Origin of the sequence: Sulfurimonas sp., assembly GCF_026988655.1 — a bacterium.
In the GTDB taxonomy this organism is placed as follows: Bacteria; Campylobacterota; Campylobacteria; order Campylobacterales; family Sulfurimonadaceae; genus Sulfurimonas.
Genome location: NZ_JALSKT010000080.1, coordinates 45110 through 71624 on the forward strand (window position 1 = coordinate 45110; position 26515 = coordinate 71624).

General features: G+C 35.1%; 34 protein-coding genes. 24 read left to right on the forward strand and 10 right to left on the reverse strand.

Annotated features, from left to right (window positions below):
* Window positions 1-47: 47 nt before the first annotated feature.
* Window positions 48-1061 carry a UDP-glucose 4-epimerase GalE gene (gene galE / locus MV052_RS08770; protein ID WP_297443335.1) on the forward strand — a complete coding sequence of 338 codons (1014 nt, stop codon included), beginning with the start codon at window positions 48-50 and terminating at the stop codon, window positions 1059-1061.
* A gap of 27 nt (window positions 1062-1088) precedes the next feature.
* Here the strand turns inward: galE and MV052_RS08775 are convergent, their stop codons facing one another.
* Genes MV052_RS08775 through MV052_RS08820 form a run of 10 tightly spaced genes read right to left on the reverse strand, consistent with a single transcriptional unit; the run spans window position 1089 to window position 15609 of the window.
* The gene (locus MV052_RS08775; RefSeq protein ID WP_297443338.1) at window positions 1089-4106 is read right to left on the reverse strand and encodes a tetratricopeptide repeat protein; all 3018 of its coding nucleotides are present in this window, start codon (window positions 4104-4106) and stop codon (window positions 1089-1091) included.
* Between the two features lie 2 nt (window positions 4107-4108).
* Entirely contained in the window at window positions 4109-5176 is a 1068-nt protein-coding gene (locus MV052_RS08780) for a hypothetical protein (protein ID WP_297443341.1), read from the reverse strand.
* Window positions 5157-7916: an endo alpha-1,4 polygalactosaminidase gene (locus tag MV052_RS08785; RefSeq protein ID WP_297443344.1), complete on the reverse strand. Its 2760-nt coding sequence runs from the start codon at window positions 7914-7916 to the stop codon at window positions 5157-5159. The genes MV052_RS08780 and MV052_RS08785 overlap by 20 nt, the downstream gene beginning before the upstream one ends.
* Window positions 7894-9267, reverse strand: a complete 1374-nt coding sequence (pelG, locus tag MV052_RS08790; RefSeq protein WP_297443347.1) for an exopolysaccharide Pel transporter PelG — start codon at window positions 9265-9267, stop codon at window positions 7894-7896. The genes MV052_RS08785 and pelG overlap by 23 nt, the downstream gene beginning before the upstream one ends.
* A complete protein-coding gene (pelF, locus tag MV052_RS08795) occupies window positions 9267-10889 on the reverse strand; it encodes a GT4 family glycosyltransferase PelF (protein WP_297443350.1) in 1623 nt (540 codons plus the stop codon). The genes pelG and pelF overlap by 1 nt, the downstream gene beginning before the upstream one ends.
* The gene (locus MV052_RS08800) at window positions 10886-12064 is read right to left on the reverse strand and encodes a hypothetical protein (RefSeq protein ID WP_297443353.1); all 1179 of its coding nucleotides are present in this window, start codon (window positions 12062-12064) and stop codon (window positions 10886-10888) included. The genes pelF and MV052_RS08800 overlap by 4 nt, the downstream gene beginning before the upstream one ends.
* Window positions 12057-13412: a PelD GGDEF domain-containing protein gene (locus MV052_RS08805; protein ID WP_297443355.1), complete on the reverse strand. Its 1356-nt coding sequence runs from the start codon at window positions 13410-13412 to the stop codon at window positions 12057-12059. The genes MV052_RS08800 and MV052_RS08805 overlap by 8 nt, the downstream gene beginning before the upstream one ends.
* An 11-nt stretch (window positions 13413-13423) precedes the next feature.
* Window positions 13424-13939, reverse strand: coding sequence for a hypothetical protein (locus MV052_RS08810; RefSeq protein WP_297443358.1), 516 nt, complete (start codon window positions 13937-13939; stop codon window positions 13424-13426).
* Between the two features lie 25 nt (window positions 13940-13964).
* Complete coding sequence (locus tag MV052_RS08815) at window positions 13965-14543, reverse strand: ribonuclease HII (protein ID WP_297443362.1); 579 nt, start codon at window positions 14541-14543, stop codon at window positions 13965-13967.
* Between the two features lies 1 nt (window position 14544).
* Complete coding sequence (locus MV052_RS08820) at window positions 14545-15609, reverse strand: ATP-binding protein (protein ID WP_297443365.1); 1065 nt, start codon at window positions 15607-15609, stop codon at window positions 14545-14547.
* Window positions 15610-15784: 175 nt separating this feature from the next.
* Here MV052_RS08820 and rpsJ point away from each other — a divergent pair, with 175 nt between their 5' ends.
* From rpsJ to infA, 23 genes are all read left to right on the forward strand, one after another.
* Window positions 15785-16096: a 30S ribosomal protein S10 gene (rpsJ, locus tag MV052_RS08825; RefSeq protein WP_013326019.1), complete on the forward strand. Its 312-nt coding sequence runs from the start codon at window positions 15785-15787 to the stop codon at window positions 16094-16096.
* An 8-nt stretch (window positions 16097-16104) separates the two neighbouring features.
* The gene (rplC, locus tag MV052_RS08830; RefSeq protein WP_297443369.1) at window positions 16105-16680 is read left to right on the forward strand and encodes a 50S ribosomal protein L3; all 576 of its coding nucleotides are present in this window, start codon (window positions 16105-16107) and stop codon (window positions 16678-16680) included.
* Window positions 16680-17294: a 50S ribosomal protein L4 gene (rplD, locus tag MV052_RS08835; protein WP_297443372.1), complete on the forward strand. Its 615-nt coding sequence runs from the start codon at window positions 16680-16682 to the stop codon at window positions 17292-17294. Before rplC ends, rplD begins: the two co-directional genes overlap by 1 nt.
* Window positions 17294-17575, forward strand: a complete 282-nt coding sequence (locus tag MV052_RS08840) for a 50S ribosomal protein L23 (protein ID WP_193111167.1) — start codon at window positions 17294-17296, stop codon at window positions 17573-17575. The genes rplD and MV052_RS08840 overlap by 1 nt, the downstream gene beginning before the upstream one ends.
* Before the next feature lies 1 nt (window position 17576).
* Window positions 17577-18422, forward strand: a complete 846-nt coding sequence (rplB, locus tag MV052_RS08845) for a 50S ribosomal protein L2 (RefSeq protein WP_297443379.1) — start codon at window positions 17577-17579, stop codon at window positions 18420-18422.
* Window positions 18423-18424: 2 nt separating this feature from the next.
* On the forward strand, window positions 18425-18700 hold the full coding sequence (rpsS, locus tag MV052_RS08850; protein WP_297443382.1) for a 30S ribosomal protein S19: 276 nt from the start codon (window positions 18425-18427) through the stop codon (window positions 18698-18700).
* Between the two features lie 3 nt (window positions 18701-18703).
* Window positions 18704-19021: a 50S ribosomal protein L22 gene (rplV, locus tag MV052_RS08855; protein WP_013326025.1), complete on the forward strand. Its 318-nt coding sequence runs from the start codon at window positions 18704-18706 to the stop codon at window positions 19019-19021.
* 1 nt (window position 19022) lies between these two features.
* Window positions 19023-19739 carry a 30S ribosomal protein S3 gene (rpsC, locus tag MV052_RS08860; protein WP_297443385.1) on the forward strand — a complete coding sequence of 239 codons (717 nt, stop codon included), beginning with the start codon at window positions 19023-19025 and terminating at the stop codon, window positions 19737-19739.
* Window positions 19740-19741: 2 nt separating this feature from the next.
* Complete coding sequence (gene rplP, locus MV052_RS08865) at window positions 19742-20167, forward strand: 50S ribosomal protein L16 (RefSeq protein WP_297443388.1); 426 nt, start codon at window positions 19742-19744, stop codon at window positions 20165-20167.
* Window positions 20154-20342 (forward strand): 50S ribosomal protein L29, encoded by a 189-nt coding sequence (rpmC, locus tag MV052_RS08870; protein ID WP_297443391.1) that lies wholly within the window; start codon window positions 20154-20156, stop codon window positions 20340-20342. The genes rplP and rpmC overlap by 14 nt, the downstream gene beginning before the upstream one ends.
* A 9-nt stretch (window positions 20343-20351) precedes the next feature.
* The gene (gene rpsQ / locus MV052_RS08875; protein ID WP_297443394.1) at window positions 20352-20597 is read left to right on the forward strand and encodes a 30S ribosomal protein S17; all 246 of its coding nucleotides are present in this window, start codon (window positions 20352-20354) and stop codon (window positions 20595-20597) included.
* A gap of 1 nt (window position 20598) precedes the next feature.
* On the forward strand, window positions 20599-20967 hold the full coding sequence (gene rplN / locus MV052_RS08880; protein WP_297443397.1) for a 50S ribosomal protein L14: 369 nt from the start codon (window positions 20599-20601) through the stop codon (window positions 20965-20967).
* Window positions 20967-21197, forward strand: a complete 231-nt coding sequence (rplX, locus tag MV052_RS08885) for a 50S ribosomal protein L24 (protein ID WP_297443400.1) — start codon at window positions 20967-20969, stop codon at window positions 21195-21197. Before rplN ends, rplX begins: the two co-directional genes overlap by 1 nt.
* A gap of 4 nt (window positions 21198-21201) precedes the next feature.
* Window positions 21202-21747: a 50S ribosomal protein L5 gene (rplE, locus tag MV052_RS08890; protein ID WP_297443402.1), complete on the forward strand. Its 546-nt coding sequence runs from the start codon at window positions 21202-21204 to the stop codon at window positions 21745-21747.
* The gene (locus MV052_RS08895) at window positions 21747-21932 is read left to right on the forward strand and encodes a type Z 30S ribosomal protein S14 (RefSeq protein ID WP_008340791.1); all 186 of its coding nucleotides are present in this window, start codon (window positions 21747-21749) and stop codon (window positions 21930-21932) included. The genes rplE and MV052_RS08895 overlap by 1 nt, the downstream gene beginning before the upstream one ends.
* Before the next feature lie 73 nt (window positions 21933-22005).
* A complete protein-coding gene (rpsH, locus tag MV052_RS08900) occupies window positions 22006-22404 on the forward strand; it encodes a 30S ribosomal protein S8 (RefSeq protein WP_297443406.1) in 399 nt (132 codons plus the stop codon).
* Between the two features lie 9 nt (window positions 22405-22413).
* Entirely contained in the window at window positions 22414-22950 is a 537-nt protein-coding gene (gene rplF, locus MV052_RS08905) for a 50S ribosomal protein L6 (RefSeq protein ID WP_297443409.1), read from the forward strand.
* 16 nt (window positions 22951-22966) lie between these two features.
* On the forward strand, window positions 22967-23323 hold the full coding sequence (rplR, locus tag MV052_RS08910; RefSeq protein ID WP_297443412.1) for a 50S ribosomal protein L18: 357 nt from the start codon (window positions 22967-22969) through the stop codon (window positions 23321-23323).
* A gap of 8 nt (window positions 23324-23331) precedes the next feature.
* Window positions 23332-23772: a 30S ribosomal protein S5 gene (gene rpsE / locus MV052_RS08915; protein ID WP_297443415.1), complete on the forward strand. Its 441-nt coding sequence runs from the start codon at window positions 23332-23334 to the stop codon at window positions 23770-23772.
* A gap of 3 nt (window positions 23773-23775) precedes the next feature.
* Complete coding sequence (gene rplO / locus MV052_RS08920) at window positions 23776-24174, forward strand: 50S ribosomal protein L15 (protein WP_297443417.1); 399 nt, start codon at window positions 23776-23778, stop codon at window positions 24172-24174.
* A 2-nt stretch (window positions 24175-24176) separates the two neighbouring features.
* Window positions 24177-25439: a preprotein translocase subunit SecY gene (gene secY / locus MV052_RS08925; protein ID WP_297443420.1), complete on the forward strand. Its 1263-nt coding sequence runs from the start codon at window positions 24177-24179 to the stop codon at window positions 25437-25439.
* Window positions 25440-25441: 2 nt separating this feature from the next.
* Window positions 25442-26200 (forward strand): type I methionyl aminopeptidase, encoded by a 759-nt coding sequence (gene map, locus MV052_RS08930; RefSeq protein ID WP_297443423.1) that lies wholly within the window; start codon window positions 25442-25444, stop codon window positions 26198-26200.
* Window positions 26201-26224: 24 nt separating this feature from the next.
* The gene (gene infA, locus MV052_RS08935) at window positions 26225-26443 is read left to right on the forward strand and encodes a translation initiation factor IF-1 (protein WP_013326041.1); all 219 of its coding nucleotides are present in this window, start codon (window positions 26225-26227) and stop codon (window positions 26441-26443) included.
* The last annotated feature ends 72 nt before the right edge of the window (window positions 26444-26515 follow it).

Here is a 26515-nt window from a genome sequence, read left to right on the forward strand (position 1 = left end):
TTAATTAAGGTGTATAATATACTCAATTAACTAAAGAGGGTATTAATATGGTATTAGTAACTGGTGGAGCAGGGTATATAGGCTCACATACTTGTGTGGAGTTGAGTGAAGCAGGGTATGATTTTGTAGTCTATGACAATCTTTGTAACTCATCCAAAGAGAGTTTAGCTAGAGTTGAAAAGATTATAGGTAGGGAAGTACCTTTTGTGGAGGGCGATATTCGTGATAAAGTTGCTTTGCAAAAAGTGTTTGATAGGTATGATATTGATTCGGTTATTCATTTTGCAGGATTGAAAGCTGTAGGTGAGTCGGTAGAAAAGCCTTTAGAGTATTATGACAATAATGTCTATGGAACAGTGGCTTTATGTGAAGTGATGAAAAATAACAACTGCAAAAAGATTGTTTTTAGTTCTTCTGCGACTGTTTATGGAGACCCACATACGACACCGATACAAGAAAACTTTCCTTTGAGTGCTACAAATCCGTATGGGCGAAGTAAGCTTTTTATCGAAGAGATACTCGGTGATGTTTTTGTCTCTGATAAAGAGTGGAAGATAGTTCTACTTCGATATTTTAATCCTGTTGGGGCGCATAAATCAGGCACAATTGGTGAAGATCCAAACGGCATACCAAACAATCTTATGCCTTTTATCTCTCAAACAGCAGTAGGCAAAAGAGATGAGCTCAGTGTTTTTGGTGGTGATTATGATACGCATGATGGTACAGGTGTTCGTGATTATATTCATGTTGTTGATTTGGCACAAGGACATGTCAAGGCTCTCAATAAAATTGATGCTCTTGATGAGGTGTTAACTGTAAACCTTGGAACTGGAAAAGGCTACTCTGTTTTAGATATGGTAAAAGCTTTTGAAGAAGCTTCAGGTAAAGCAGTACCATATAAAATTGTCCCACGTCGTGCTGGAGATATTGCAAAATGTTTCGCAGACCCAAGTTTTGCCAAAGAAACTTTAGGTTGGGAAGCTACTCGTGGCGTTAAAGAGATGTGTGAGGATACATGGCGTTGGCAGTCAAATAATCCAAATGGATATAAACAAAGTTAGACTTTGTTTTATCTAAGTAAGAGACCCTTACTTATGAGTATAAAGAAACTGATACTTTAAAAATACCTCAAAGATACTACCGCCTATTCCATTGACGGATTGGGTGTAGCTTGTTCCAAATATAAGATGATCTTGTGAATAGAGTTTGCCTCCATATCCTGCATTAAAGGCATAACTAAAATCATTAATATCACTGTTATAAAAAGTGCTTACTTCAAAGTAAGGACGCCACACACGTGTATAAATCTCACTATTTTGCATTCCATAGGCAAAATCAACTCCGAGATTATAAAAATCATTTGGTAGTACATTGATGCCTGTTTGCTGTACCGTTTTGAGTAAACCTTTATCGCCTGAGTCTTCTTTGTACTTTGCAAAATCTCCAAAAAGGGAGAGTTTCATATCTGGGTATCCATTTCTTATCTGATGCCCTAGGATGGCACGTCCATAGGTTCCCTCACCCAAAGCCTTTTCATCTTGAGAAGTATAACTGCTTTTCTCAAGGCTAAGCTCAAGTGAAGTGGAGTTGAAAATGATAGAGTCTAATCCTATTGTGAACTTATCTTTTTTACCGGCTATAAGAAGTGGTACAGACTCATCTGCTTTTGCATTTTTATAAAACCCACCTTTGAGCGTGAAGTATTTGTCAAGTCTATATTTTCCAGAAATAGAATAAGCAAAATAAGAATCCATACTATTTGCATAGCCACCATAAAGCGTAATCTCACCTTTGTTAAAGAGTCGTTTTGCTCCTAGGTTGAACTCTAAAGTGTCGTTAGGCACACGTAAAAGAATGTTGTTGTCAAGGTTTGAATTACGATAGTAATGCAAGTCACTTAAAAAGTAAATACCATCATTTATGTACATAGAGTTGTTAATACTGATATATTTTCTCAGTAATGGATCTCTGTTGTAGTAGGACATTGTAACATCTGCTCTATCACTTCTTTGTTTTACGAGTCCAAGCATACCTATATAGGCATTTTGATTGTCAGAGTTTTTATCTAAAGAGTCGAAGTTAAGTGTTTGTGCTAAGGCTATTTGTCCATCATTTACTGCAGCAAAAGAGCCATCATCGAGTGGCACTGCGTTTAGATAAGAAAAAAGTAGGTTTTCTATCTGTGTATGGTTTTGTTCTTGCATCGCATCTGCAAACTGTAGCCATATCTCTTTTGTTTTTGTATTTAGATATACCTTATGCATTTTATCTTTGGCATTTATTTTATAAGCCCAAGCGTAGGCTATGCTGTCATAATGTACTTTTGTGAGGTAAGGTGTTGCTTCTTTAAGTTCTTGCTTGAAACTATCTGGAGCAAGTGTGTACATTTTTGCTCTTAGGTAATTGTAGAGATATTTATCACTCTTGGTAACTTTTGGGTCACCCTCTGCTTCTTTTTTTAACTCTTTGATAATAGAATAAATTTCACTCATAAAAGCATTGTGCTTATTTCGTGCTTGATAGATATCGGCTTGAAGAAATTTATACTCCATAGTGTGAATTACAGGATTTTCATACTCTTGTAGCATTTGCATGTAGTATGAAGCGAGATTTACATTATGGACAGTGTAGTAGAGTGAAGCTAAGGGAAAGTAAAAACTTTGTGCAAGTGTTTCATTTGATGAAAGCATCGTAAGAGCTGCTTTTAGCTGGGTATATTTACCTTCTTTAAGATACAAGTCTATAGTATTAAACTGTATTTGCATATTGTCTGGTTCTAACTGCATTGCATGTTGCAAGGCATCATCTGCTAGCGTACTTTTGTTTTGCAGCCCATAGAGTTTTGCTTTTATGAGCCAATAATTTGCATCCTCTTTTAAAGTAGAGTTACTTTTATCTATCTGCTGGATTACTGCGTTTAGTTGACTTAGTTCATTATGCGCTAGTGCATTGTTAGCAAACATATAAAAGAGGTAGGAGGTGCCAAATTTTTTATAAGCCATTAGCGCGGTTTGGTTGGCTAGTTTGTAGTTTGTATCTTTATTTACATAGATAACACGTTCATAGTCAACAAGTCTAGCATTTTGACGTGCTATGAGTTTTTGAGAAACCTCAGACGCAGGTTTGTATTTTTGAAGATACCAGCCTAAATCACTGAGGAGTTGATACAATTTTTCATCATAATGCTTAGATATATCAACCTTCGTTAGCACTGCGTAGGCTTTTTGAATATTGCGTTTGAGATAGTAATAGTAAGAAATAAGTTTGACATTATCATAACTGTAGAGATTTTTTAACTCTATGATATCTATGATAACGCTTGCTGATTCAAGATCACCCATATCCATATATATTTGTAGTTCACGTGTGAGATACTCTGGATTTTTTGGATGAAGAGTGTAGAGTTTGTGCAAAACATCTGCAGCTTTTTGTGGTTCCCCAATTTGAGAGTAGATAAAAGTCATCTTGTCAAGATTTTCTTTACTTGGATTTTTCATCGCTTCTTTTTCGACTAAACCTTGAATCTCTTCATATTGATAATCTTTAAGCCCATAATCTATAATCTCTTTGGCAAGCTTTGAGTCATTACTTTGCATATACATATATTTCATATATTTTATTGCATCATTTCCTCTCCCGCTCCAGCGTGAAATCTCTGCCATTTTTTGATTCCAGTAGTAAGAGTTTGGATGTTTCTTGTAGCCTATGAGTGCAGTCTGATATGCGTGTTCAAGGTCATTGGAGTATAAAAATGCTTGTAACATAAGACGAAGTTCTTCATCGCTACTTGTATACACTTTTACTAATTGATGTTTATTAAATCTATACCTCAGTGTTGTTGCAATATAAGCTTGTTTGTAGGATGCTTTGTACTTTGTAAGACTTTTTTTTGCCTCTTTGAAATTCTCTATACATTCACAGCGAACAGTTAAGATATCATTGATATTCATAACCATACATCTATCAGGATAAGAGTTTTTAGATAAGCGTTCCAGATTTTTTTCGTTTGCTACAGCACTTGCAAGTTGAATACTATAGCAGGTCTGCGCATCTTTTTTAGCTTGCAGACTCAATGCAAAAATCAGTATAAGGAAAATGATACGCATACTTACTCTCCTCTCTTTTTAGTTTTGAGTATTTTTCGAGAAAGCTGTTTGGCTTTTTGCAAATCATTTGCAGAGATGTAGAGCTTAAGTAGTGCTACTCTCGCACGTTTATCAAAGAAGAAATAGTTTTGATACTTATAGCCTAAGCGAGCAGCATCTTTTTGTTTGTTCCCTGAGAGAAGTGTAGCAATGGCTTTGAGCCAGAGTTCTCTTTGTTCATGTTTGGTCTGTGCTTTTTCAAAAAGAGTCATATAGATATTTGCAGCTTTTTTGTACTCTTTTTTAGCAAGATAAAACTCTGCAAGTTTTTCTCTCCAGTACAGAGAGCTTTGTGCTTTGTTTTGCATATAGGATTCAGCTTCATTATAAGAAGATGTTTGAAGAAGTACAAAATAGTGTTCATCTAAGTATTTTTTTGTCTGTTTTGTATCCAATGACTCTAGTTTCTCTAGGTACTCTATAGCTTCTTCATAATGTTTGAGTTTGTATGAGAGATAAAAGGCATTTTTGAGTACTTCAATACTGTTTGGTTTTTGTTCAAGTTGCTCTTTTGTTAAGATATAGGCAGATTCTGTAGCATTGAGTAAAAGGGCATCTTTGTAGTAAGGTTCACTGTTTTGTCTTGGGTAGTAATGCTTTGTAACGATAGTATGAAAGAGTGTCTGCATTTGAGCATAGAGTTCTTTCTCTTTCGTTTTGTTTCGTTTTTCTTTAAAATAGAAGTAGTCTTGTTTAGCTATTTTATAGCTTGTGAGATAGGCCTCTTTTTTTATATTAATATCATGAGAATTTTTTAAGAGGGATAAGAGCCGAAAAGAGAGATCTCTTTTGTCTGCTTTGATGCTTTGTTTGGCAACTGCAAGCATAAGTGTTTCATTTGAAGGATCATTTTTAAGCATATTTTTTAGATACAGCATAGTGATATCATAGTTTGACTCTTCATTAAGAACCTCTTTGTAAAGAGAATCCTTTGGGTAAAGCACGACAAGGATGATACTAAAGGCAAAAAAGCCAATAATTATCTCTTTATATGTTGCAACATACTTCTTTTTACGGTTTACATACGACATTGAGTGTTGCTCCCGTTTTTGTTTTATATACTGCGTTTAAGATATTGTTTTTGTAGCTTATCTTGTCTGCTGGAGGATTTAGAGTGTATTGACACTCTTTTGTTAGATAGACTTCAAGCTTGAGCGCTATATGACCTTCTAGTTTGAGACGAAGTGAATCTTTGCTTATTTCACTTGCTGTGATTTTCGCATTAGCACTACGCAAGTAGGCTCGTTTTTTTTCTTTGCCTCCTGCAAGTGAGAGTCTTGCCTGATAATCCGTTCCTAGATGGATATAATTGTGCCCTGTAACATTTTTAAATCCAATGATATTCTTTGAACTTTTCAAACTTGGCTCACTTTGCATCTTTTCTAAACGCAGTGTTTTAAGGTCTTTCATCCCTGTAATAAGAAATGCATTATTTTCTTCTGCTAGAGAAACTGTGTAGTAGTCCATAACTTTTGGAATATACTCAGAAGTGAAAATTGGCATTACATCTTGCTTGAGTGCCCAATCATAAACATAATCCAGTGCTTTGAGGGAAGCTTTTTTTGAACCTGAATAAAGATGATAGTATATATCTATTGGTTTTAAACGTCTTGGACTTTCTGTTAGTTTAAATGTTTGTACTACTTTTTTAAAGCCCCAAAATGGTCCTAGCCATTCATTTGTAAAGACATTTTCATTTTGTGTACCTGCATATATTTGATAATATTCACCACGTTCTAGTCCTAAAGGTGCAACATTAGAGAGCCAAGGATGTAAGTTCGAGATGTAGGTATTCCCACCATTGATATTTAAGATATTATGTTTGTAGCTAAAGTCAAGAACTTTCTCGGTAGGTATACAATCACCACTCCAAAATACTGTTTGTGCTTTAGGTGTTTTGTCTTTTGGCAGATACTTTACATTGATTTCATCAATCATGCCTTTGAGTTCGTTATAAAGAGAAAAATGGTAGCCTTTTGGTTTAAGTCTATATTTTTCGTCTAAATTGCCATCTTTGATTTTATTCCAAAAGAATGGATGAGTAAAGGTATGTGTAGCGGGTTCAACATTTGGCAGTTTGTAGATTTTTTTGACAATCTTTTGCAGCTGTGGGGCTAACTCAGGGTAGAGTCCATTGTTATCTACTTCTGCACCAATGATAGAAACTGAGATAGGAAGTTTGTATTTTTGTAAAATATCTTTGTAGATCGTATCTCCGGAAAAGAGTTTTGGGTTCCACTCTGCTCTACTCATGATACCATCACCATCAACATGGCTAAAAAGAATTCTTTTGCCGTTCTCGGTGCTTGGATCTGCTACGGGTATTTTTTCTAAACGCAGTGCCTTTTTAAAAAATTCAAAAGGGTTGGTAACCCATAAGTTGTCTTCGCCAAATTCATAAATAAATGCATTTCCAATAGAAAAGCCACCCCATGGCATAATAGCTGCTAGCGTAGCTTCTTGATTATTAGCATTTATAAGAGTACAAAGAGTTTCGCCCTTCGTAATGTGCAAAGAGAAATTATCGTTTATTTTGGGTACATCAATTTCATAGCCAATCATCTTGTCAATAGCGATATGTTTTTGAGTAGTGATATTGTTTTGTTTTTCAAAAGAAATATATAAAGGACTTAATGTTTCTGTATTGTAAGGTAAAAAAAATGATGAAGCAAAAACAACTTTAATATTGTATTTTTGGAGATTTAGAATCCAGTTTATCAATGCTTGTGGTTTTTTGTAATCTTTTCCCAACCAAACGATAACACCACCATATTGTTGCATTTGATGCATACTAGGCAGGGGTTTTTTATCAACATTGTAAAGTTTTTGGATATATCCTTCATACTCTAGTGCTAATGCTCCCATTTGATGTGCAGTCAGGTAAACTCTATCATGAACACTTTCATCAATAAGAGTGAGTATTTCTCTTTTTATAGGCGTTTTACTTGAATATCCATAAGTATTGAGATCTTTTGTCGCGACATAAGGGATGAAGCCTTTAGCTTGAAGTCTTTTAACTAAGGCCTTGGCTTGTGTCGGCATAGATTCAAGCGGAAGATAATCAACACAAATTACGTTAAGATTATATGATTGAACTTTTTTTATTTGACTGTCCAACCATTGTCTGTCTGTATCGCTCACTTCTTGATAAGAGAGATTTTTCCCACCTATACCATGATAGTAAGATTCAAAGAGTACTGCGTTTACATCATCATGTACTTTGTCTATGATTTCAAAACCACGGTTAATGATGAGTTTTGCATCAGGGTATTTTTGATGAAAGCTGTGAATGATATCAACAAGGGCTGCTTCATTTTTGCTTCTTTGTTTTTGTGTTTTTGCTATTAATTGGTAAGAATCAAGGGTATCAAAAAAGAAATTTTTAAACCCGCGTTTTCTTTGTGGTTCGATGATGTTTTCAAATAAAAATCTTTTGTATTCAGGGTTGCTAAGGTCTAAAAGTTTACCCTTCCATGCTTTGTTCTCTCCAATGATGAGCGACTTATTGAGATCTTGGTATTCATCTATCTCTTGATCTATCTCACCAATGCTTACATAGGCATACATTTTGTCTTTGTAGAGTTTAAAACCATGCGTATGGGTGTTGGTGTTTGATGGCTGTACAATGATATAGTCATGTACTCCAACCATAGGATATGAGATGTTTTTTCCATAATAAATAACACTACTCTTGTCGCTCAAAGATGCAAAAGCACTTGTGTAGATAAGCAATACTAAAAGGAGGAGTTTATTGCAGCATAAAAGTTTCATAATTTAACCTATCCATTTCTTTTCTTATTATTATGATGCTTGCTGTGAAGACAAGCAAGAGTGATACTGTGTAGCCATATCCAAACATTGCAGGACCCATATCGATGGAGGCAAAGGTTAAGCCTGTATTGAGCAGAAAAAAACTAATACAAAGCCACATAGCAACTTTTTTTCTATCTAAATAGTAGAGTATTGCTAAAACTGACATAAAGGCAAGTTGTAGCATTGCCCCGATTGTTAAAATGTACAATAATCCTAAATAAAGTTGAGGAATATGTAAGAGTTTAAAGAGATGAGGCACCGTTATAAAGAGGATGATATCTACAACTACTTGAACGATGATGATTTCATGTATAGCATGTCTGATAACATTGATCATATCATCTCTATAGTTGCTGATAGTTTTAAGTGTTCCACCATTTCTTACTGCATTGTAGTAGAGGTCATACTTCTCGGCAAAATCAGCTTCAAGTCTATAGAAGAAGATTGCCATCCCTGGTATGATAGAGAGATAGGCTAAAAAGATAGGCATATCATAAACAAGTGAAGCATGGAGTTTTCCTATAACGGCATAACCAGTCGCAGGGTGATACCAGAAGATAAATTTATCTACCCAAGCCCCAAGATTGTAGGTAAGCCCTGCAATCGCTAGAGTCCAATAAAAGTTTTTTGCAAGAAAAAAATCAACTTTAAAAAATATATTGGAATTGTAACTTTTAATAATAAGTGTCATGAGAATGAGAAGTAAAAAAGCATTTCCAGTAAAAAAGATATAGATGAGTTTTTCTATGGTATCTCCAGCATAGATAGAGACAAAAACGATGAGTGCATAGGAGATAAAATAAGCCCATACAACAGCATTATAGTACTTTAAACTTGCAGCTAAAATACTTGAAATCCATACAGCACATAAAACTAAAAAGGTAACTATCACACCTATGATAAACGCAGCACTCTGTCCATCAAACATCCAAATATAAAAAGGGGTGATAAAAGGAAGACCAAGAACCCAAGCGAGGATAATTGCGCCAAAAAAGGCTGGAAGAACTTCATCTTCTTTGTGTTTGAAAATTAAGTCAGCAACATAACGTGTAAAAGGGAGTTGCACTATTCCTGTAATGATTAAACTTGAAGCAAGGGCAATAGCATAGGTGATAACAACTTGAAAACGGTAAACGTCACTATTTGCAGCATAATTTGCAAGGTTTATAAAACCGACAAGTAGGATAGCAATGATGGAAATAACCCATGGACCAGAACTCAAAATCGCAGAGTAACCATAGACTTTAGCAAGTGAAAGGAGTCTATCTTCTTTGAGTATTTTTCTTAGCTCAAACCCAATACCAGCCATTACTCTCTCCTCTCATTAAGCTCATCCCAGCTAATGTTAAGAGCTTCATTATAGAGTTTTTTGTACTCTTGTAAAAACATCTCTTGTTTGTAGTATTTTTCAACACGTTTGAGTCCTACTTCTTGCGCTTTTTTCCATTGGCCATTTTCAAAATCGAGAAATTTTATATACTCTTTTGCTAGGGCACTTGGGTTAGCGATACCTGTTATGGAGCCTGCCTTACCAAGTTTTTTATCATCGTCGTTGATTCCCCCTTCAATGAGGTCTCGACAGCTTCCAACATCCGTTGCAACACAAGGGACACCTGCTGCAAAACCTTCGAGTATAACAAGTGGCATTCCTTCACTGATAGATGTCAAAGTTTGGAGTGCTGATTTTGGTAATATCTCTTTGATATTACTATGTCCGAAAAATTTAATCTTATCAGGAGAGTTTTGTATCTCTTTAAAAGTGAGATTAGTTTTGTTCCCTTCAAATCGTTGCAACCCACCTTTAAGGTCTAAAGCAAGTGCCATTTGTTGACACTCGTCTACGTATTCTCTATCTTCATCTACAGCACCAACAACCCAACCTTGAATATCTGGAATGCTTTGCGAAGCAATTTTAATTGCACGAATAAAAGTCTTGATATCTTTAATAGGAACAACGCGTCCAATAAGTGTAATAATCGGCTGAGGTGGATCTTGTCTATACTGTATTGTTTGCATCAAACCATCAACATCTACCCCATTTGGAATGATTTTTGTTCTATTTTTTGGAGCACCTAAGGAAATTTGTATCTGTTGTGCTCCTGAGTAAAGTGATAAAATATGGTTAGAACGATGATAACAAAAAATTCCTATTTTATCAAAAAAACTAACCCACATTTTTTTGATGTAATTGTATTCTTCAGGTTGTTGTAATAAGCTAGGCTTTTTAAACTCTATCCAATCGGCACTAAGCATATCTATCTTACGTTCTCGTGTATAGATTCCATGTTCTGTAAGAAAGAAAGGACGTTTATTTGTGTATGAAGCAAGCGCTCCTAAAAACCCTGCATACCCAGTTGATGGAGCATGGTATATTTTTGTTTTTGGGAGTTCTTTGACAATTTTAGCTAAAGACCAGATGGGCTTATGAATATTTCTCAGTGTCCAAAAATAATCTACAAAAGGAATATCTGGACAGTTTTTATTATAGGTCTGGGTTAAAAACTCCCAAGCTCTCTCAGAGTGTAAAAAATCATTAAAAGTGACATCTTTTAAATAAAAGTCAATGTTTTGTAGTATCTCGGGTATTTCACCTTTTTGGCTCTTAAAGGATTTATAAAGTTCCCTGATAGCTTCAAAGCCTTTTTCACTTCCTTTGATACTTTTTGGTTTTATTGTATCTACTTGTGTGTCATTAAAAAGGTAATGAACTTCTAGGTGTTTTAAATTTTTTGGAAATTCATAACTAATTTCCATAGGTTGCCCATCGAGTAAAGGTGTTGCTCCTGTGAAGCAAACCCCAAAAGAGTACTCTGGGAGTCCTTTCATAAGTTGTAGTATCCAGCTGGAGACACCACCTTTGACATAAGGGTAGGTTCCTTCTGAGAAAAGCATGATGTCAACGCTATCACTTTTTGGGAAATTTTCACTCATGAGGCTGTTTTCCATTGTTGAATGATAGGATAAAGTCTTGCATTAAACTCCAATCCTTTCGTTTGGTTTATCAAAGAAGAGACAATGTTGAATTTACCAGTAACAAAGTAGACTTCAGCAAGGTAAGGAATAAGAAATGTTGAACGTTTGTTGAGTAGTTCTTTGGCAACTGTAAATTCTGCTTTGGCTAATTCATACTCATTTCTATGCATATAAACACGTCCCATCAGCGTAAACAAGCTTGAACAAATAAGATAAGTCTCTTCAAGTTTTTGTCTTTCATATCGAATAGCTTGAAGATTTTTCAGCTCAGCATCATTTTTTTCACAGTCTCGGATTTGTTCAAGGATTTCATCGAGATGTGGAAGATAGTAATCTTTGGCAATATTGATATAGGTGATAACCGAATTAAGAAAGTTCACTTTTAGGCTGTCATGGGCTAGCTCTGCATATACCATTTCCCAGTAAAGATGTGCAAGCTCTTTAGCCGCAAAGGCGATTTTTTCTTTGTCCTTTTGCTCTCCCTTACCTACTTCTTCTGCAATTATTGCTAGTTGAGCATTCATTTTTTCATTGAGTTGTTTTTCAGCTTTATTGATGACTGCATACCCAAACATTCGTATTTCATCGTCTTTACTTGATAATGTTTGTTTCACTATTTGAAGGCTTATAGGTGTGATGTAAGAGGCGAGCGTAGCAAGGGCTTTAAGCTTTTTAGATTTTGGTACATATGCGTTGTTCATCATATTTATCATTGAACCTTCTCCAAAAACTCTTTCTACTTTTAAAAAAGAGTTTTTAAACTCATCTAAGTCAAGTATATTTGTATCAAGAACCTGTTTTTCATATTTGACATTTACCATGTACCAAAAAAGCCATAAGGTGAAAAAATAACCCAAGAATGGAATAGAGATATTAAAAAATAGAGTAAAAATAAAAATTCCGATTTGATTGTTTTTATGCAAAGAAGCTTTAAAAAGAAGTTTGTAAAACCAACTTTTATCTTCTGTTTGTGTTAATCTTAGTGCATCTTTTGCATCTATCTTTTTACTGCTCTTCTCGAAGCGTTTCAGAGCATAGATTGATATTACAAATGCTAGGACAACACTGATAACAAGATGTACAATAAGAATAATGTAAATATACTCTTCATAATAGCCAAATAGGTTAGTCATGATAACTGTCTTGTATATAACTATTTATAAGTTCAAGCTGATTCATTGTGAAATTCATTGTCTCAAACTCTTTGTCTTTTTCATTTTTTATGTTGTGCTTGAGTCTCTTTAAAAAACCTTGAGCTGAAGATTTATCACTGAGAGGAAAAAGTATAATGATGTAATGAAACTTATTGTGTTGTACCTGTGTGGACATATCTAAAGAACGTAACATATGTATGATTTTTTCATGTACCTTTATCGTTTGAAGTTCATTACTTATTTTTAAAACCATTATAGAGGAGTCAACATTATACATATCTTTTAGATATTGTAATCTATTGTATTCATAGGTAAATGTATCATCATGAACGTTGGTGATTTTATCTATCATTTGAAGTGTATGCTCTTTTGATATCTCAATTGCAAGATACTCCAATAAAATAGCAATAGAGATAAGATTTTCTCTATTATATGACATAAAGGGCATTCTCTCAACGACTAATACTGCAGATACTTTATTGTTTTGCACAGCTGGCATAGCAACAAGAAAATGCGATTCTTGCTCGCTTGTTAGTGTCGGCTCACCTGCTTTGTCGCTTATGTACACGGGCTGTTTTACATTCAATGCTTTGTCCACTACATAGGAGTTAAAAATCTCCTCTTTAGGGTACTTCTCTGCTGTTGTACTATACGTAACCAAAGCATTTTCAACACTGAGTATATCTTCATGATGGTTGTCGTCAAGATAAATAACTAAGGCACTATTGACACTAAATGATTTTTCTACAAGTGCAAGAAATTTTTCATAATAAAGAGCATTTTTTTTGTTAATGTTGTTAGTTTTAATCTCTTTTGTCGTATTTGCTATATTCTCTATAGCATTACGAATACTCATTGGTTTGACGACATAGTTCTTTTCAAGTTGGTCATGTGATATTTTAAGTGTATAAAAAGCTTTTGCAAGATCATCAAGCTTCGTTGCTTTATAATCAGCTTCAACTTTAAGCTCTCGTATTCTTTTTGTCCAATAGTAATGAAATTCACTAAAAATCATTGTCATCATTAAAGAAACTAAAAATTCAATAGAAGGAAAAGGTGTATAAAAAAACCACATAGCAAGTGACACGACACCTACTGCTAAAAGGCCATTTTCAAAGCCATGAAAAAGTGTAATGATTGCAAGTATGATAATAAGATAAGAGACCTGTGTATGTACAAAAGCGATATCTGCAGGATTTATAAGGTATCCAACAAAAAGAAAAATACCAACAATGACTAGAGTTTCAAGGTAAGCATATTTTCTTAACTTGTTTAAAAGAATGTCACTTTTGGATAATTTTTTTATCCTTTTGTTTGTATAGTTCATTGAGTTGCTTTTTACTCAACCATCATAGTTTGGATGAGCTCTTGAGCAGTTGTTCCAATAGAGCCATTACCCCAGTCACTATCTGCTCCTGTAGCACTCCAAACGAGTTTTTCACTTTTTGTTTTATAAAGGCTAAGCTTCATACTTACCGCTGGTTCACCATCTATACCAGTTTTATATCTCCACTCACTTACCCCGCCTATGAGAAAGTATTTACTATTGTCATGTTTGGCTTCTTCTTTTGCTTTTTCAAAAGTGTACTTATCATTTGAGAGATGCGTTGTTAGATTATAACCTTTAGCGAGTAAAACACCTTCTACAATATTTGCTGCACGTAAGCCAGCACGTGGTGTGTCAGTGTAGTTGTTCAATCTAAAAAGAGAGATCGTAACATCTTTTTTGATTTGGTAGCTTGCATTAACATCTTCATACACTGCAGGGAGTTTTTTCTGCGTTGCTATTAAAGATGTGCTTGAACATCCTGCTAATAATATCGCTGTGATTGCGATTAAGATTATGTTTTTCATTGTTCTTCCTTTTTTATTGATGTTATTATATCACAAAAGGAGTGAGTTTTGAGTGAGTTTTACTAGTTTCCAATGCTTTTATCTTGTAACTTCTTCTATGTAGAGGGCAATATCCATGCTCCTTTATCATTTGGATATGCAATTTGGTTCCATAGCCTTTATGCTTTTCAAAGTGATACTGTGGATATTTTTTTGCTTGTTGGAGTAAATCTCTATCATGGGTGACCTTAGCTATGATAGAAGCAGCACTTACTTCAGGTATTTTAGCATCAGCTTTAATCATAGTCTGGAGATTGTAAACTCCAAAATTTGTATTGCCATCAAAAAGGTATTGGGATGTGTTTAGCTCGGACATTATCTCTTGTAATCCTGTTTTTAGACAATAAGAGATACCTTTTTCATCTATTGTTTTAGGTGAGAACCTAACTACATGAAAGACTGCATTTAAAACTATCTTCTCGTATAAACTTTCTCTTTTTTTTTGGGAGAGTTTTTTAGAATCGTTTAAACCATCAACTACTGCGTTTAGAATACATCCAGCTATAACCAAATCTCCAGCCAAAGGTCCACGTCCAGCCTCATCTATTCCACATAAAATTCCCATGTTAATCTCCTAATACCCAAATGTCAAAAGGTATTATATCAACCTTTGCAATGGGATGAGAAATTGTACTTTCTTTATTCATGGTGACGACAGTTATCTGTGTGATGCCATAACTAAATATAAAGGCTTCAATACTTTCAAGCTTTTTAAAGAGCAGGCGTTCATCCATAAAGGGTTTACATAAAATTATTTCATCATTTTGAGGAAGATAAAAGTCTATCCCCTCTTCGTAATAACACTCTGTTGCTGATTTTAAGAGTTCAAGAAAAACCATGTTTTCAAATAAACGTCCAAAGTTTTTTTCAATACTCAGTGCCCCTTTAATAGAGGTATCACATAGGTATACTTTTTTAATGGCTCGGGGGTGATTATATTTACTCAGTAAGTGAATGTAGTTTTTATCTTTGAGTGCTTCAAAAGAGGCGTAAAGTTTATCTTTTGAAATTTTACGAATAGTCTTGAGCCTTTCATAGAGTGTAAATGCAGATATTTTTTGAGACATAAATTTACTGCATAAGAGTAAAAGATCAAATTCGATTTCATTTAAGGTAAAACGTAAGATGTTTTGTAGATAAAGAATTCTCTCATCAGCATTGATTTTATGCATAGAGGCTAAACCACCTAGTTGCACAAAATGGTTTAAAGCACTAGAATCAAATTTGTGTTCATAAGCTAAAAACTCTTCATAATCTAGCGGATAGAGGGTTAGTGTATCTAGCTTGTCTATCTTATAATGAGTCTCAGATGTAATCAAAAGTTGTGTTACATTAGGAAATTTAAACGCAGTAGTATAATTATCAAAAACGAGAGTATCAATTTTATTTGCATTACAGTAATTGGGTAGCACTGCGTTTAGCTTATCTATATCAATGCGTATATCATTACAATTGATATAAAGGTAGGAGTTTTTCTTTAATGATAAGAGATGATTTTTTACAAGTTTAGTTTTACCACTCTTGGTAATACCATTAATTTGATATGATTTGTCATCAATATTTATTTTTCTATCAATAAATTTTTCAACATACAAATCTGTTTTATATAATTCTTCTAATAAAATTTCCATTTTTTTCCAATAATTAAATTAAGTAATTTTATCACTTCCTTATTAAAAGGAAATAAATTCATACAAAAATTGATTTTAAAGCCAAAAAACCTTGAATAAATAAGCTATATTGAGTATAATTCCGCTCCCTTAAATAGTTGGGCTAGGATCCAACGAGTTCTTTAGAAGGAAAAACATGGAAAAAATTCGTTTAAAATTGAAAGCTTACGATCATCGTGTATTAGATAGATCAGTAGCGTCAATCGTAGAGGCTGTAAAGCGTACAGGTGCCGTAATTCGTGGTCCAATACCTTTGCCAACAAAGATTCGTAAATATACAGTTCTTAAATCTGTTCACGTTAACAAAAAAGCTCGTGAGCAATTTGAAATTCGTATGCACGCTAGAATGATTGACATCGTTTCTGCAACGCCAGAAACTGTAGACTCATTAATGAAACTTGATCTTGCACCAGAAGTGGACGTTGAAGTTCGCTCTATGGACAAATAGGAGTCATCGTGGAATATATTGTTGAAAAAATCGGTATGAGCCGTACAATCACAGTTCCATCTAAACCAGTTACTCTTTTAAGAGTTTTAGATGCAAAAGTGTGTGAAGTGAATGAAGGTACTGCGATTGTAGCTTACAATAGTGGTAAAAAAATGAATAAATCAATTGAAGGTCAACAAAAGAAATACAACCTTCCATCTGAATTTAACCGTTTTGTTACTTTAGAAGTAGCAAATACTGAAGCTGGTGATTTAGATATCGCTCCATTAGCAGAAGCTAGTGTAGTTAGATCTACTTTCAACACTAAAGGTCGTGGTTTTTCGGGTGCAATGAAGCGTTGGAATTTCGGTGGTGGTCCTGCATCTCACGGTCATAGATTTGGTCGTAGAACAGGTTCTATCGGTAATGCTGAATGGCCAGGTCGTGTAATGAAAGGTAAGAAAATGCCAGGTCATTACGGAAACACACAAAATAGTGTAAAAAATGAGATCGTTTCTTACGATGCTGAAAACAAAATCATCGCGGTTTTAGGTTCAGTTTCAGGTGCTAACGGTGCTTTAGGTCGTGTAAAGGTAGCTAAATAATGAGCGCAATTATCTTGAATGAAAAAATGGAAAAAGATCACGAGTTAGCTTTACCAGAGTCTTTCTCTGGTATTAACCCTCATAATCTTTACCTATATGTTAAGTCAGCTCAAGCTGCACAACGTGCAAATACTGCTACTACAAAAGGTAGAAGTGAAGTACGTGGTGGTGGTAAAAAGCCATGGGCTCAAAAAGGTGGCGGACGTGCTCGTGCTGGTTCTCGTCGTTCTCCTATATTCGTAGGTGGTGGTAAAGCGTTTGGTTCTAAAAACAATCGTAACTACGACTTAAAAGTAAATAAAAAGCAGAAAAAACTTGCTCTTAACTTTGCTTTAAATGAACATGCACAAAATGGTACTCTATTTATTGTAGATAGTATCTCTGTTGAGTCTGGTAAAACTAAAGACGCTGCAGCAATGTTTAAAGCATTAAATCAAAGAGATACACTTTTTGTAAAAGAATTATTAGATGAAAAAACATATTATGCATTTGAAAACTTAAATGCTACATACGTTATAGAGTCTAACGAGTTAAACGCATACTTAGCTGCAAACTATCGCTCACTTGTGATAGAAAAAGCTGTATGGGAAAATCTTGTAAGCGAGGCTAAGTAATGGCAGATATTACAGATATTAAATCTATACTATATACAGAAAAGACTCTTGGTCTACAAGAAGATGGTGTAATTGTTGTTCAAACATCACCACGTATGACTAAAACAGGTCTTAAAGAGGTTTTTAGAGAATATTTTGGAATCATTCCATCAAAAATCAATTCTCTAAATCAAAGCGGAAAAGTGAAACGTTTCCGTGGTGTGCAAGGGAAGCAAAATGACTTCAAAAAGTTCTATGTAACTTTACCTGAAGGCGCACAAATAGAAAGTTTGGCGGTATAAGATGGCAATTAAAACTTATAGACCGATAACTCCGTCTCGTCGTTTTTATACGAATGTAGATAGTTCAGATATCACTGCTAAAGCTAGTGTACGTTCATTACTTGTAAAACTTCCAACAACTGCTGGTCGTAACAATAATGGTCGTATCACATCTCGTCATAAACAAGCGGGTGCTAAAAAACTTTACCGTATCATTGATTTCAAAAGAAATAAATTTGATATTCCTGGTACTGTTTCAGCTATCGAGTATGATCCATACCGTAACTGTCGTATTGCACTTGTTACATATGCAGATGGTGAAAAGCGTTATATGCTTCAACCAAAAGGCTTAAATGTAGGTGATACAGTTGCATCAGCAGAAGCTGGTTTAGATGTTAAACCTGGTAATGCTATGAAGTTGAAAAATATTCCTGTTGGTACACTTGTTCATAACATTGAGTTAAAAGTGGGCAAAGGCGGACAAATGGTTCGTTCAGCTGGAACTTCTGCTCAAATTATGGGTCGTGATGGTAAATATGTATCTTTACGTATGCCTTCATCTGAGATGCGTTTAGTACTTGGTGAATGTCTTGCTACAGTTGGAATCGTTGGAAATGAAGAGTTTGGTAATATTGTTATTGCTAAAGCTGGTCGTCAACGTCACTTAGGTATTCGTCCACAAACTCGTGGTTCAGCAATGAATCCAATTGATCACCCTCATGGTGGTGGTGAAGGTAAAACGAATTCAGGTCGTCATCCAGTTACTCCTTGGGGTAAACCAACTAAGGGTGCTAAAACTCGTCGTAAAAAAGCTAGTGATAAATTAATTATTACTCGCCGTAAACCAAATGCTAAAAGGGTAGGTTAATAATGGCTCGTTCAGTAAAAAAAGGTCCATTCGTAGATGACCATTTAATGAAAAAAGTGGAGGCTATGAAAGCCGAAGCGAAGAAAAAACCTATTAAAACTTGGTCAAGAAGATCTATGGTTCTTCCTGTTATGGTTGGTTTAACAATAAATGTTCACAATGGTCGTCAATTTGTTCCTGTATATGTTACAGAGAATCATATCGGTTATAAACTTGGTGAATTTGCACCAACTCGTACATTCAAGGGCCACAAGGGCTCTGTTCAAAAGAAAGGATAGGTCATGGCTAGAGCATTATTAAAATTCATCCGTGTATCACCTATCAAGTCTCGTCTTATTGCAAGAGAAGTTCAAGGTATGAATGCTGAAGAAGCAATGGCAGCCTTAGAATTCACTCCAAATAAGGCAGCGAAAATTATCTCTAAAGTAATTGCATCAGCAGTTGCAAATAGTGGTAGTGAAGCTGAAGATTGTGTAATTACATCATGTCGTGTTGACAATGGTCCAGTTCTAAAACGTTTCCGTCCACGTGCTCGTGGTATGGCTTCAGGTATTAGAAAACCAACAGCACATATCTTAGTAGAAGTAGAGGGTAAATAATATGGGTCAAAAAGTCAATCCTATAGGTTTACGTCTTGGTATCAACCGTAACTGGGAGAGCCGTTGGTTCCCTAACTTTAAAACAGCTCCAGCTGCTTTAGGTGAAGATCACAAGATAAGAACATTTTTGAAAAAAGAACTTTATTATGCTGGTGTTTCTAACATCATCATTGAAAGAACAGTTAAAAGACTTCGTGTAACTATCGTTGCTGCTCGTCCTGGTATTATCATCGGGAAGAAAGGTGCGGACATTGAAAAACTTAAAACTGCAGTTCAAAAGTTAGTTGGTAAGCAAATTTCTATCAATATCAAAGAAGAGAAAAAAGCACAAACTTCGGCACAACTTGTTGCTGAAAATGTTGCTACTCAACTTGAGCGTCGTATTGCTTTTAGACGTGCAATGAAAAAAGTTATGCAAGGTGCACAACGTTCAGGTGCTAAAGGTATTAAAGTTGCAGTTGCTGGTCGTTTGGGCGGTGCAGAAATGGCTCGTACTGAGTGGTACTTAGAGGGACGTGTTCCTTTACATACACTTCGTGCTAAAATTGATTATGGTTTTGCTGAAGCACATACTACATACGGTATTATCGGTGTAAAAGTATGGATCTTCAAAGGTGAAGTACTTACAAAAGGTATCCCTGCAGAAGTAAAAGAAGAGAAAAAAGAGCGTCGTCCAAAACGTGCTCCTCGTCGTGAAAATAGTGAAAAGGCTGAATAATTATGTTAATGCCAAAAAGAACAAAATATCGTAAGGTAATGAAAGGTCGTAACCGTGGTTACGCTCGTTCTGGTTATAAATTAGCTTTTGGTGATATCGCATTTAAAGCAGTAGAAGCTGGTCGTATCAACTCTCGTCAAATAGAGTCTGCACGTATCTCTGCTACTCGTCACATTAAGCGTCAAGGTAAGATTTGGATTCGTGTTTTTCCTGCTAAGCCATTAACAGCTAAACCGCTTGAAACTCGTATGGGTAAAGGTAAAGGTGCTGTTGATCAATGGGTTATGAACATTAAACCAGGTCGTATAATCTTTGAAATGGCTGGTGTACCAGAAGAGATTGCTCGTGAAGCATTAACTCTTGCTATGCATAAATTACCATTCAAATGTAAAATAATCACTGCGGAGATGAACAATGAAATATTCTGATTTAGCAGATAAAAGTTCAGCTGAACTTCAAGCAATGCTTAAAGAGAAAAAAACTGAACTGTTTACTTTAAAAATTAAACAAAAAATGATGCAACTTCAAAATACTAGCGAACTTAGAGTAGCTAAAAAAGATATTGCTAGAATTAATACTGCACTTGCTGCAGTGGCAAAGTAGGGGCGAGCGATGGCTAATAAGCGTGAAATCCAAGGTAACGTAGTTAAAATTGCAGGCGATAAAACAGTAGCTATTATTGTTGAACGTCGTGTAATGCATCCTCGTTATCATAAAGTTGTAAAACGTTTCAAAAAGTACCTAGTACATGATGAACGTAATGAAGTTAAAGTTGGAGACGAGATTGTTGCAGTTGAGTGTCGCCCACTTTCTAAGACTAAATCATTTAGACTTAAGTCAGTTGTAAAAGGAGCGTAGTATGATTCAAGGTTTTACTCGTTTAAATGTAGCTGATAATACAGGTGCTAAAGAGATTATGTGTATTAAGGTACTTGGTGGTTCTAAACGTCGTTATGCTTCAGTAGGTGACGTTATTGTTGCTTCTGTTAAAAAAGCGATTCCAACTGCTAAAGTTAAAAAAGGTAAAGTTGTAAAAGCTGTTGTTGTTAGAACTCATAAAGAGATCCAACGTGAAAATGGATCTTTGATTCGTTTTGATGACAATGCTGCAGTAATACTAGATGACAAGAGAGAGCCTATAGGTACTCGTATTTTTGGTCCTGTTGGACGTGAAGTACGTTACGCAGGATTCATGAAAATTGTATCTCTTGCGCCGGAGGTTGTTTAATGGCAAAATTTAATTTTAAAAAAGGCGATATGGTAGAAATTATCGCTGGTGATGACCGTGGAACTAAGGCTACTGTTTTAGCAGTAATGCCTAAGAAAAACAAGGTTATTGTAGAGGGTTGTAAAGTGGCTAAAAAAGCTGTTAAGCCAACTGAAGAGAACACTAAAGGTGGTCATATCAATAAAGAGATGCCTATAGATGCTTCAAATGTACGTAAAGTGGAGGCATAATTAGATGGCACGCTTAAAAGAAAAATATTTAGGTTTAAAATCTGAGTTGCAAGCTGATTTAGGAATCAAAAATCCTATGCAAACACCAAAAGTAGAAAAGATTATTATTTCTGTTGGTGCAGGTTTTGCTATGAAAGATAACAAGCTTATCAAAAATATCGAAGATACAATTACTACTATTGCTGGTCAAAAAGCAAGTACAGTTATTGCTAAAAAATCTGTTGCAGGTTTTAAAGTTCGTGAAGGTATGCCAGTTGGTGTTCGTGTAACGCTTCGTGGCGAAAATATGTACAACTTCTTAGATCGTCTCGTATCTATTGCACTTCCACGTGTAAAAGATTTCCGTGGTGTTCCTAGAAATGGTTTTGATGGTCGTGGTAACTATAACTTCGGTCTTCAAGAGCAACTAATTTTCCCAGAGGTTAGCTATGATTCAATCATGCAAATCCATGGTATGAATATCACAGTTGTTACGACTGCTGATTCTGATAAGGCAGGGTTTGCTCTTTTAGAGAAACTTGGTATGCCTTTTACTAAAGGGAGTAACTAATGGCTAAGAAGTCTATGATCGCGAAAGCGAAAAGAGAACCAAAGTTTAAAGTTCGTGGATATACTAGATGTCAAATTTGTGGTCGTCCACACTCTGTTTTAAGAGATTTTGGTATTTGTCGTATCTGTTTTAGAAAAATGGCAAACGAGGGATTAATCCCAGGTGTTAGAAAGTCTTCTTGGTAAGCCAAGAGGAAACTTCTAATTATTAGTTTTTAGTAGTTTGTGCTACTAATTACAACAAAGTCAAGGAAAAAAAATGGCAATTAATGATCTAGTGTCAGATGCGTTAACTCGTATTCGTAATGCTGGTATGAGAAGATTACCGGTTACTACTTTAGTACACTCTAAAAGTGTTGAAGCAGTAGCAAATATCTTAGTTGATAAAGGTTACATTGAATCTTGTAATGTAATCGAAGATGGCGTTAAAAAAACTATCAAAGTTGTACTTAAGTATGGTGAAGATGGTAAAATTGTAATCAATGAAATGAAAAGAGTTTCTAAACCTGGTAGACGTGTTTACAAAGGTAAAGAAGATATAAAACGTTTCAAAAATGGTTACGGAACTATTATAGTAAGTACATCACATGGTGTTCTACCAAATGACAAAGCATATGAGCTTGGTATTGGTGGTGAAGTTATGTGTACAGTATGGTAGGGGTGTAGCATGTCAAGAATTGGAAAAAATCCTGTAGAATTTGCTAGTGATATTACAGTTACTACAAATGGAAATGTTATTACTTTTGCTAAAGGCAAAAATAGTGTTGATTTAGATACTAAAGGTTATGTTACTTTTGAAATTGAAGGAAATGTTTTAACTTTTAAAAATCTTTCTGAATCTCGTGAGCATAGAGCTTTTTGGGGTACTTTTAGAGCATTAGCACAAAATATTGTTACTGGTTTAACTACTGGTTATGAGAAAAAACTTGAAATCAACGGTGTTGGTTACAGAGCTGCTGTAAAAGGTAAAGTACTTAATCTTCAACTTGGATTCTCTCATGATATTGATTATGAGCTACCAGAAGGTTTAGAAGCAAGTGTTGATAAGAATGTTATTACTCTTAAAAGCCATGACAAACAAATGTTAGGTCAAGCTGCTGCAGAGATTAGATCATTCCGTCCACCAGAGCCATATAAAGGTAAAGGTGTTAAATACATTGATGAGCATATCGTGCGTAAAGCCGGTAAAACTGCTAAAAAATAAGGGAGGGTAGTATAAAATGAATGCTAAAGTATTAAAAAGCAAAATTGCTAACCGTTTAAAACGTAAGCGTCGTATTCGTGCAAAAATTCACGGTAGTGCTACACTTCCTCGTGTTTCTGTATTTAAATCAAACCGTTACCTAAGTGTACAAGCTATAGATGATGCAACTGCAACAACTCTATGTGCTTTACATTCTAAGGCTACTGGTCATAAAGCGAATAAAGAAGGTGCAGCTGCACTTGGTGAAGCATTTGCTGCTAAACTAAAAGAAGCTAACATCTCTGAGATTGTATTTGACCGTAATGGTTACCAATATCACGGCGTAATTGCTGCGTTTGGTGACGCAATTCGTGCAAACGAAATTAAGTTCTAGGGGTTATGATGGAAATCAATAGAGATGAATTTGAAGAATCAATAGTAAATATTGGTCGTGTAACTAAAGTTGTTAAGGGTGGTAGAAGATTTCGTTTTACTGCTCTAATTGTTGTTGGTAACAAAAATGGTACTGTTGGATATGGTGTTGGTAAAGCGAAAGAAGTTCCTGACGCGATTCGTAAAGCTGTAGATAATGCATTTAAAAACTTAACTACAGTTAAGATTAAAGGTTCTACTATAGCACACGATATTGAGCATAAATATAATGCTTCTCGTGTTTTATTGAAACCAGCATCTGAAGGTACAGGTGTTATTGCCGGTGGAGCTGCTCGTCCAGTTCTTGAGCTTGCAGGAATTCAAGATATTCTTACAAAATCAATCGGTTCAAACAATCCAAACACACTAGTACGTGCTACAATCGAAGCACTATCTCGTATAAAAGGATAGAAAATGGGTATTGAAAACTTAACACCTGCAGAAGGTTCAACTCACTCTCGCAAAAGAGTTGGACGTGGTCAAGGTTCTGGTACTGGTAAGACTGCTGCACGTGGTCAAAAAGGTCAGAAATCTCGTTCAGGTTACAAAAGAAAAAGAAACTTTGAAGGTGGTCAACAACCACTTGCAAAACGTATGCCTAAAATTGGTTTTCACTCAAAAACAGTGAAACCATACGTTATAAACGTAGAAAAGATTAAAGCTGTTGCTGAATTAGCTGAAATCACTATGGAGAGTATCCGTGGTGTGCATAAAGTTGCTAATTCTGTTGCTAAAATCAAACTAGTAGGTGCTAACGCGAAAGATTTAGCATCGAAAATTAAAGACGAAAACGTTACAACTACTGGTAACTAATCGTGAATAAAAATCTAGTAAATAAGATACTTATTACTATCGGGTTTTTATTTATCTACCGCTTACTGGCTTATGTGCCAGTACCGGGCGTAGATACAGCTGTTATTGCTTCTTTCTTCGACTCTCATCAATCAGATGCTCTTGGACTTATGAATATGTTCAGCGGAAACGCTATACAAAGATTATCTATTATTTCACTTGGTATTATGCCTTATATCACTGCCTCAATTATTATGGAGCTTTTAGCTGCAACATTTCCTACTCTTGGTCAAATGAAAAAAGAGCGTGATGGTATGGTTAAATACATGCAAATTATTCGTTATGCAACAATCGTTATAACTTTAATTCAAGCGGTGGGTGTGAGTGTTGGTTTACAAAGTTTAACAGGTCCTAGTGGTAATAGTGCTATTTTAGCTGATCATACAACTTTTGTTATTTTATCGGCAATTTCTATGTTAGCAGGAACTATGCTGTTAATGTGGATTGGTGAGCAGATAACGCAAAGTGGTATTGGTAATGGTATATCATTAATTATATTTGCTGGTATAGTATCTGCAATTCCTGGTGCAATTGGTCAAACAATTACTATGGTTAATACGGGTGCAATGAGTTTTTTAACTGTTATTGCAATTTTAGTATTAATTTTAGCAACTGTTGGAATAATTATTTATGTTGAACTAGGTGAACGACGTGTTCCAGTTACCTATGCGAAAAAAACTATGATGCAAAATCAAAATAAACGTGTAATGAATTACATTCCTATTAAAGTGAATTTAGCTGGTGTTATACCAGTAATTTTTGCATCAGCAATTTTAATGTTTCCAATGACTGTACTCTCTAGTAGTACAAACCCAACCGTACAGGCCATTGCAGATTTTCTAAATCCTAATAGTTACTTTTTTAACTTTTTAACTTTTATGTTTGTTGTTTTCTTTGCATTTTTCTATGCTTCGATTACATTTAATGCAAAAGATATTGCTGATAACTTAAAACGTCAGGGTGGCTTTATTCCTGGTATTCGTACAGGTGATGCTACACGTGAATTTTTAAATGAAACAGCGAGTAGATTGACTTTTACGGGAGCATTGTATCTTGGATTAGTGGCAACTTTACCGTTTATGATTATTAAAGGTATGGGTGTTCCATTCTTCTTTGGTGGTACTGCAGTTTTAATCGTTGTTCAGGTTGCACTTGACACAATGAGAAAGATAGAAGCTCAGATTTATATGAGTAAATATGAAACTTTAAGTGCAGTCGGTCTTTAACGATGGCTATTGCACTTAGAAAACCAGCGGAGATAGAAAAACTAAGAGCTGCTAACAAAATTGTTGGCGGTGCATTAGATTTACTTCGTAAAAATACAAAAGTTGGTATGACTCTTAAAGAGATGGATGCTATGGCTGAGGATTATATCCGAAGTCATGGTGCACGCCCTTCTTTTAAAGGTTTATACGGCTTTCCTAATGCTGTATGTACATCACTGAATGAAGTGATTATACATGGTATTCCATCAGACTATAAACTTCAAGATGGTGACGTTATCGGATATGATATAGGCACAGAACTTGATGGATGGTTTGGGGATGCTGCAATCAGTATGGGTGTGGGTGAAATTACAAACTTTGATGAAGAGCTTATAGCATGTTCAAAAGATACACTTTATCATGCAATCGAGAACATTAAAGATGGTATGCGTTTTAAAGAGCTGTCATATTTAATGGAGCAATTTATTCGGGAACGTGGTTTTGTTCCTTTGAAAAATTTTTGTGGTCACGGAATAGGGAAAAAACCTCATGAAGAACCAGAAATTCCAAATTATTTAGAAGGTGGCTCTCCAAAGTCTGGCCCAAAAATAAAAAATGGAATGGTTTTTTGTTTAGAACCTATGATTTGTCAAAAAGATTCAAAACCAACTATTTTAGAAAATGGTTGGGATGTTGTTAGTGCCGATGGTTTACGCGGCTCACACTATGAGCATACTGTTGCAGTAATCAACGGTAAAGCTGAAATACTATCTCTTGCTTAAGAGTTAAATAAAAAAGGACTTATAATGGCTAAAGCAGATGTTATTGAAGTTGACGGCAAGATTATTGAGGCTTTGCCTAATGCAACTTTTCGTGTTGAATTAGAAAATGGACATATTATTTTGTGTCATATCGCAGGAAAAATGCGAATGCACTACATTAAAATACTTCCGGGTGATAAAGTTAAGTTAGAACTGACACCATATTCTTTAGATAAAGGTCGTATCACTTACAGATACAAATAAAATCATTATGTTGCACCACACTTGCTCTATTGTGTCTGTGGTGCTAACATATAAACTAGAGTCTAATTTGGC

What these genes read in the sequence shown, in the direction of transcription:
- galE (WP_297443335.1), top strand. Translation starts at nt 48, where the DNA reads ATGGTATTAGTAACTGGTGGAGCAGGGTATATAGGCTCACATACTTGT.
- MV052_RS08775 (WP_297443338.1), bottom strand. Translation starts at nt 4,106, where the DNA reads ATGCGTATCATTTTCCTTATACTGATTTTTGCATTGAGTCTGCAAGCT.
- MV052_RS08780 (WP_297443341.1), bottom strand. Translation starts at nt 5,176, where the DNA reads ATGTCGTATGTAAACCGTAAAAAGAAGTATGTTGCAACATATAAAGAG.
- MV052_RS08785 (WP_297443344.1), bottom strand. Translation starts at nt 7,916, where the DNA reads ATGAAACTTTTATGCTGCAATAAACTCCTCCTTTTAGTATTGCTTATC.
- pelG (WP_297443347.1), bottom strand. Translation starts at nt 9,267, where the DNA reads ATGGCTGGTATTGGGTTTGAGCTAAGAAAAATACTCAAAGAAGATAGA.
- pelF (WP_297443350.1), bottom strand. Translation starts at nt 10,889, where the DNA reads ATGAGTGAAAATTTCCCAAAAAGTGATAGCGTTGACATCATGCTTTTC.
- MV052_RS08800 (WP_297443353.1), bottom strand. Translation starts at nt 12,064, where the DNA reads ATGACTAACCTATTTGGCTATTATGAAGAGTATATTTACATTATTCTT.
- MV052_RS08805 (WP_297443355.1), bottom strand. Translation starts at nt 13,412, where the DNA reads ATGAACTATACAAACAAAAGGATAAAAAAATTATCCAAAAGTGACATT.
- MV052_RS08810 (WP_297443358.1), bottom strand. Translation starts at nt 13,939, where the DNA reads ATGAAAAACATAATCTTAATCGCAATCACAGCGATATTATTAGCAGGA.
- MV052_RS08815 (WP_297443362.1), bottom strand. Translation starts at nt 14,543, where the DNA reads ATGGGAATTTTATGTGGAATAGATGAGGCTGGACGTGGACCTTTGGCT.
- MV052_RS08820 (WP_297443365.1), bottom strand. Translation starts at nt 15,609, where the DNA reads ATGGAAATTTTATTAGAAGAATTATATAAAACAGATTTGTATGTTGAA.
- rpsJ (WP_013326019.1), top strand. Translation starts at nt 15,785, where the DNA reads ATGGAAAAAATTCGTTTAAAATTGAAAGCTTACGATCATCGTGTATTA.
- rplD (WP_297443372.1), top strand. Translation starts at nt 16,680, where the DNA reads ATGAGCGCAATTATCTTGAATGAAAAAATGGAAAAAGATCACGAGTTA.
- MV052_RS08840 (WP_193111167.1), top strand. Translation starts at nt 17,294, where the DNA reads ATGGCAGATATTACAGATATTAAATCTATACTATATACAGAAAAGACT.
- rplB (WP_297443379.1), top strand. Translation starts at nt 17,577, where the DNA reads ATGGCAATTAAAACTTATAGACCGATAACTCCGTCTCGTCGTTTTTAT.
- rpsS (WP_297443382.1), top strand. Translation starts at nt 18,425, where the DNA reads ATGGCTCGTTCAGTAAAAAAAGGTCCATTCGTAGATGACCATTTAATG.
- rplV (WP_013326025.1), top strand. Translation starts at nt 18,704, where the DNA reads ATGGCTAGAGCATTATTAAAATTCATCCGTGTATCACCTATCAAGTCT.
- rpsC (WP_297443385.1), top strand. Translation starts at nt 19,023, where the DNA reads ATGGGTCAAAAAGTCAATCCTATAGGTTTACGTCTTGGTATCAACCGT.
- rplP (WP_297443388.1), top strand. Translation starts at nt 19,742, where the DNA reads ATGTTAATGCCAAAAAGAACAAAATATCGTAAGGTAATGAAAGGTCGT.
- rpmC (WP_297443391.1), top strand. Translation starts at nt 20,154, where the DNA reads ATGAAATATTCTGATTTAGCAGATAAAAGTTCAGCTGAACTTCAAGCA.
- rpsQ (WP_297443394.1), top strand. Translation starts at nt 20,352, where the DNA reads ATGGCTAATAAGCGTGAAATCCAAGGTAACGTAGTTAAAATTGCAGGC.
- rplN (WP_297443397.1), top strand. Translation starts at nt 20,599, where the DNA reads ATGATTCAAGGTTTTACTCGTTTAAATGTAGCTGATAATACAGGTGCT.
- rplX (WP_297443400.1), top strand. Translation starts at nt 20,967, where the DNA reads ATGGCAAAATTTAATTTTAAAAAAGGCGATATGGTAGAAATTATCGCT.
- rplE (WP_297443402.1), top strand. Translation starts at nt 21,202, where the DNA reads ATGGCACGCTTAAAAGAAAAATATTTAGGTTTAAAATCTGAGTTGCAA.
- MV052_RS08895 (WP_008340791.1), top strand. Translation starts at nt 21,747, where the DNA reads ATGGCTAAGAAGTCTATGATCGCGAAAGCGAAAAGAGAACCAAAGTTT.
- rpsH (WP_297443406.1), top strand. Translation starts at nt 22,006, where the DNA reads ATGGCAATTAATGATCTAGTGTCAGATGCGTTAACTCGTATTCGTAAT.
- rplF (WP_297443409.1), top strand. Translation starts at nt 22,414, where the DNA reads ATGTCAAGAATTGGAAAAAATCCTGTAGAATTTGCTAGTGATATTACA.
- rplR (WP_297443412.1), top strand. Translation starts at nt 22,967, where the DNA reads ATGAATGCTAAAGTATTAAAAAGCAAAATTGCTAACCGTTTAAAACGT.
- rpsE (WP_297443415.1), top strand. Translation starts at nt 23,332, where the DNA reads ATGGAAATCAATAGAGATGAATTTGAAGAATCAATAGTAAATATTGGT.
- rplO (WP_297443417.1), top strand. Translation starts at nt 23,776, where the DNA reads ATGGGTATTGAAAACTTAACACCTGCAGAAGGTTCAACTCACTCTCGC.
- map (WP_297443423.1), top strand. Translation starts at nt 25,442, where the DNA reads ATGGCTATTGCACTTAGAAAACCAGCGGAGATAGAAAAACTAAGAGCT.
- infA (WP_013326041.1), top strand. Translation starts at nt 26,225, where the DNA reads ATGGCTAAAGCAGATGTTATTGAAGTTGACGGCAAGATTATTGAGGCT.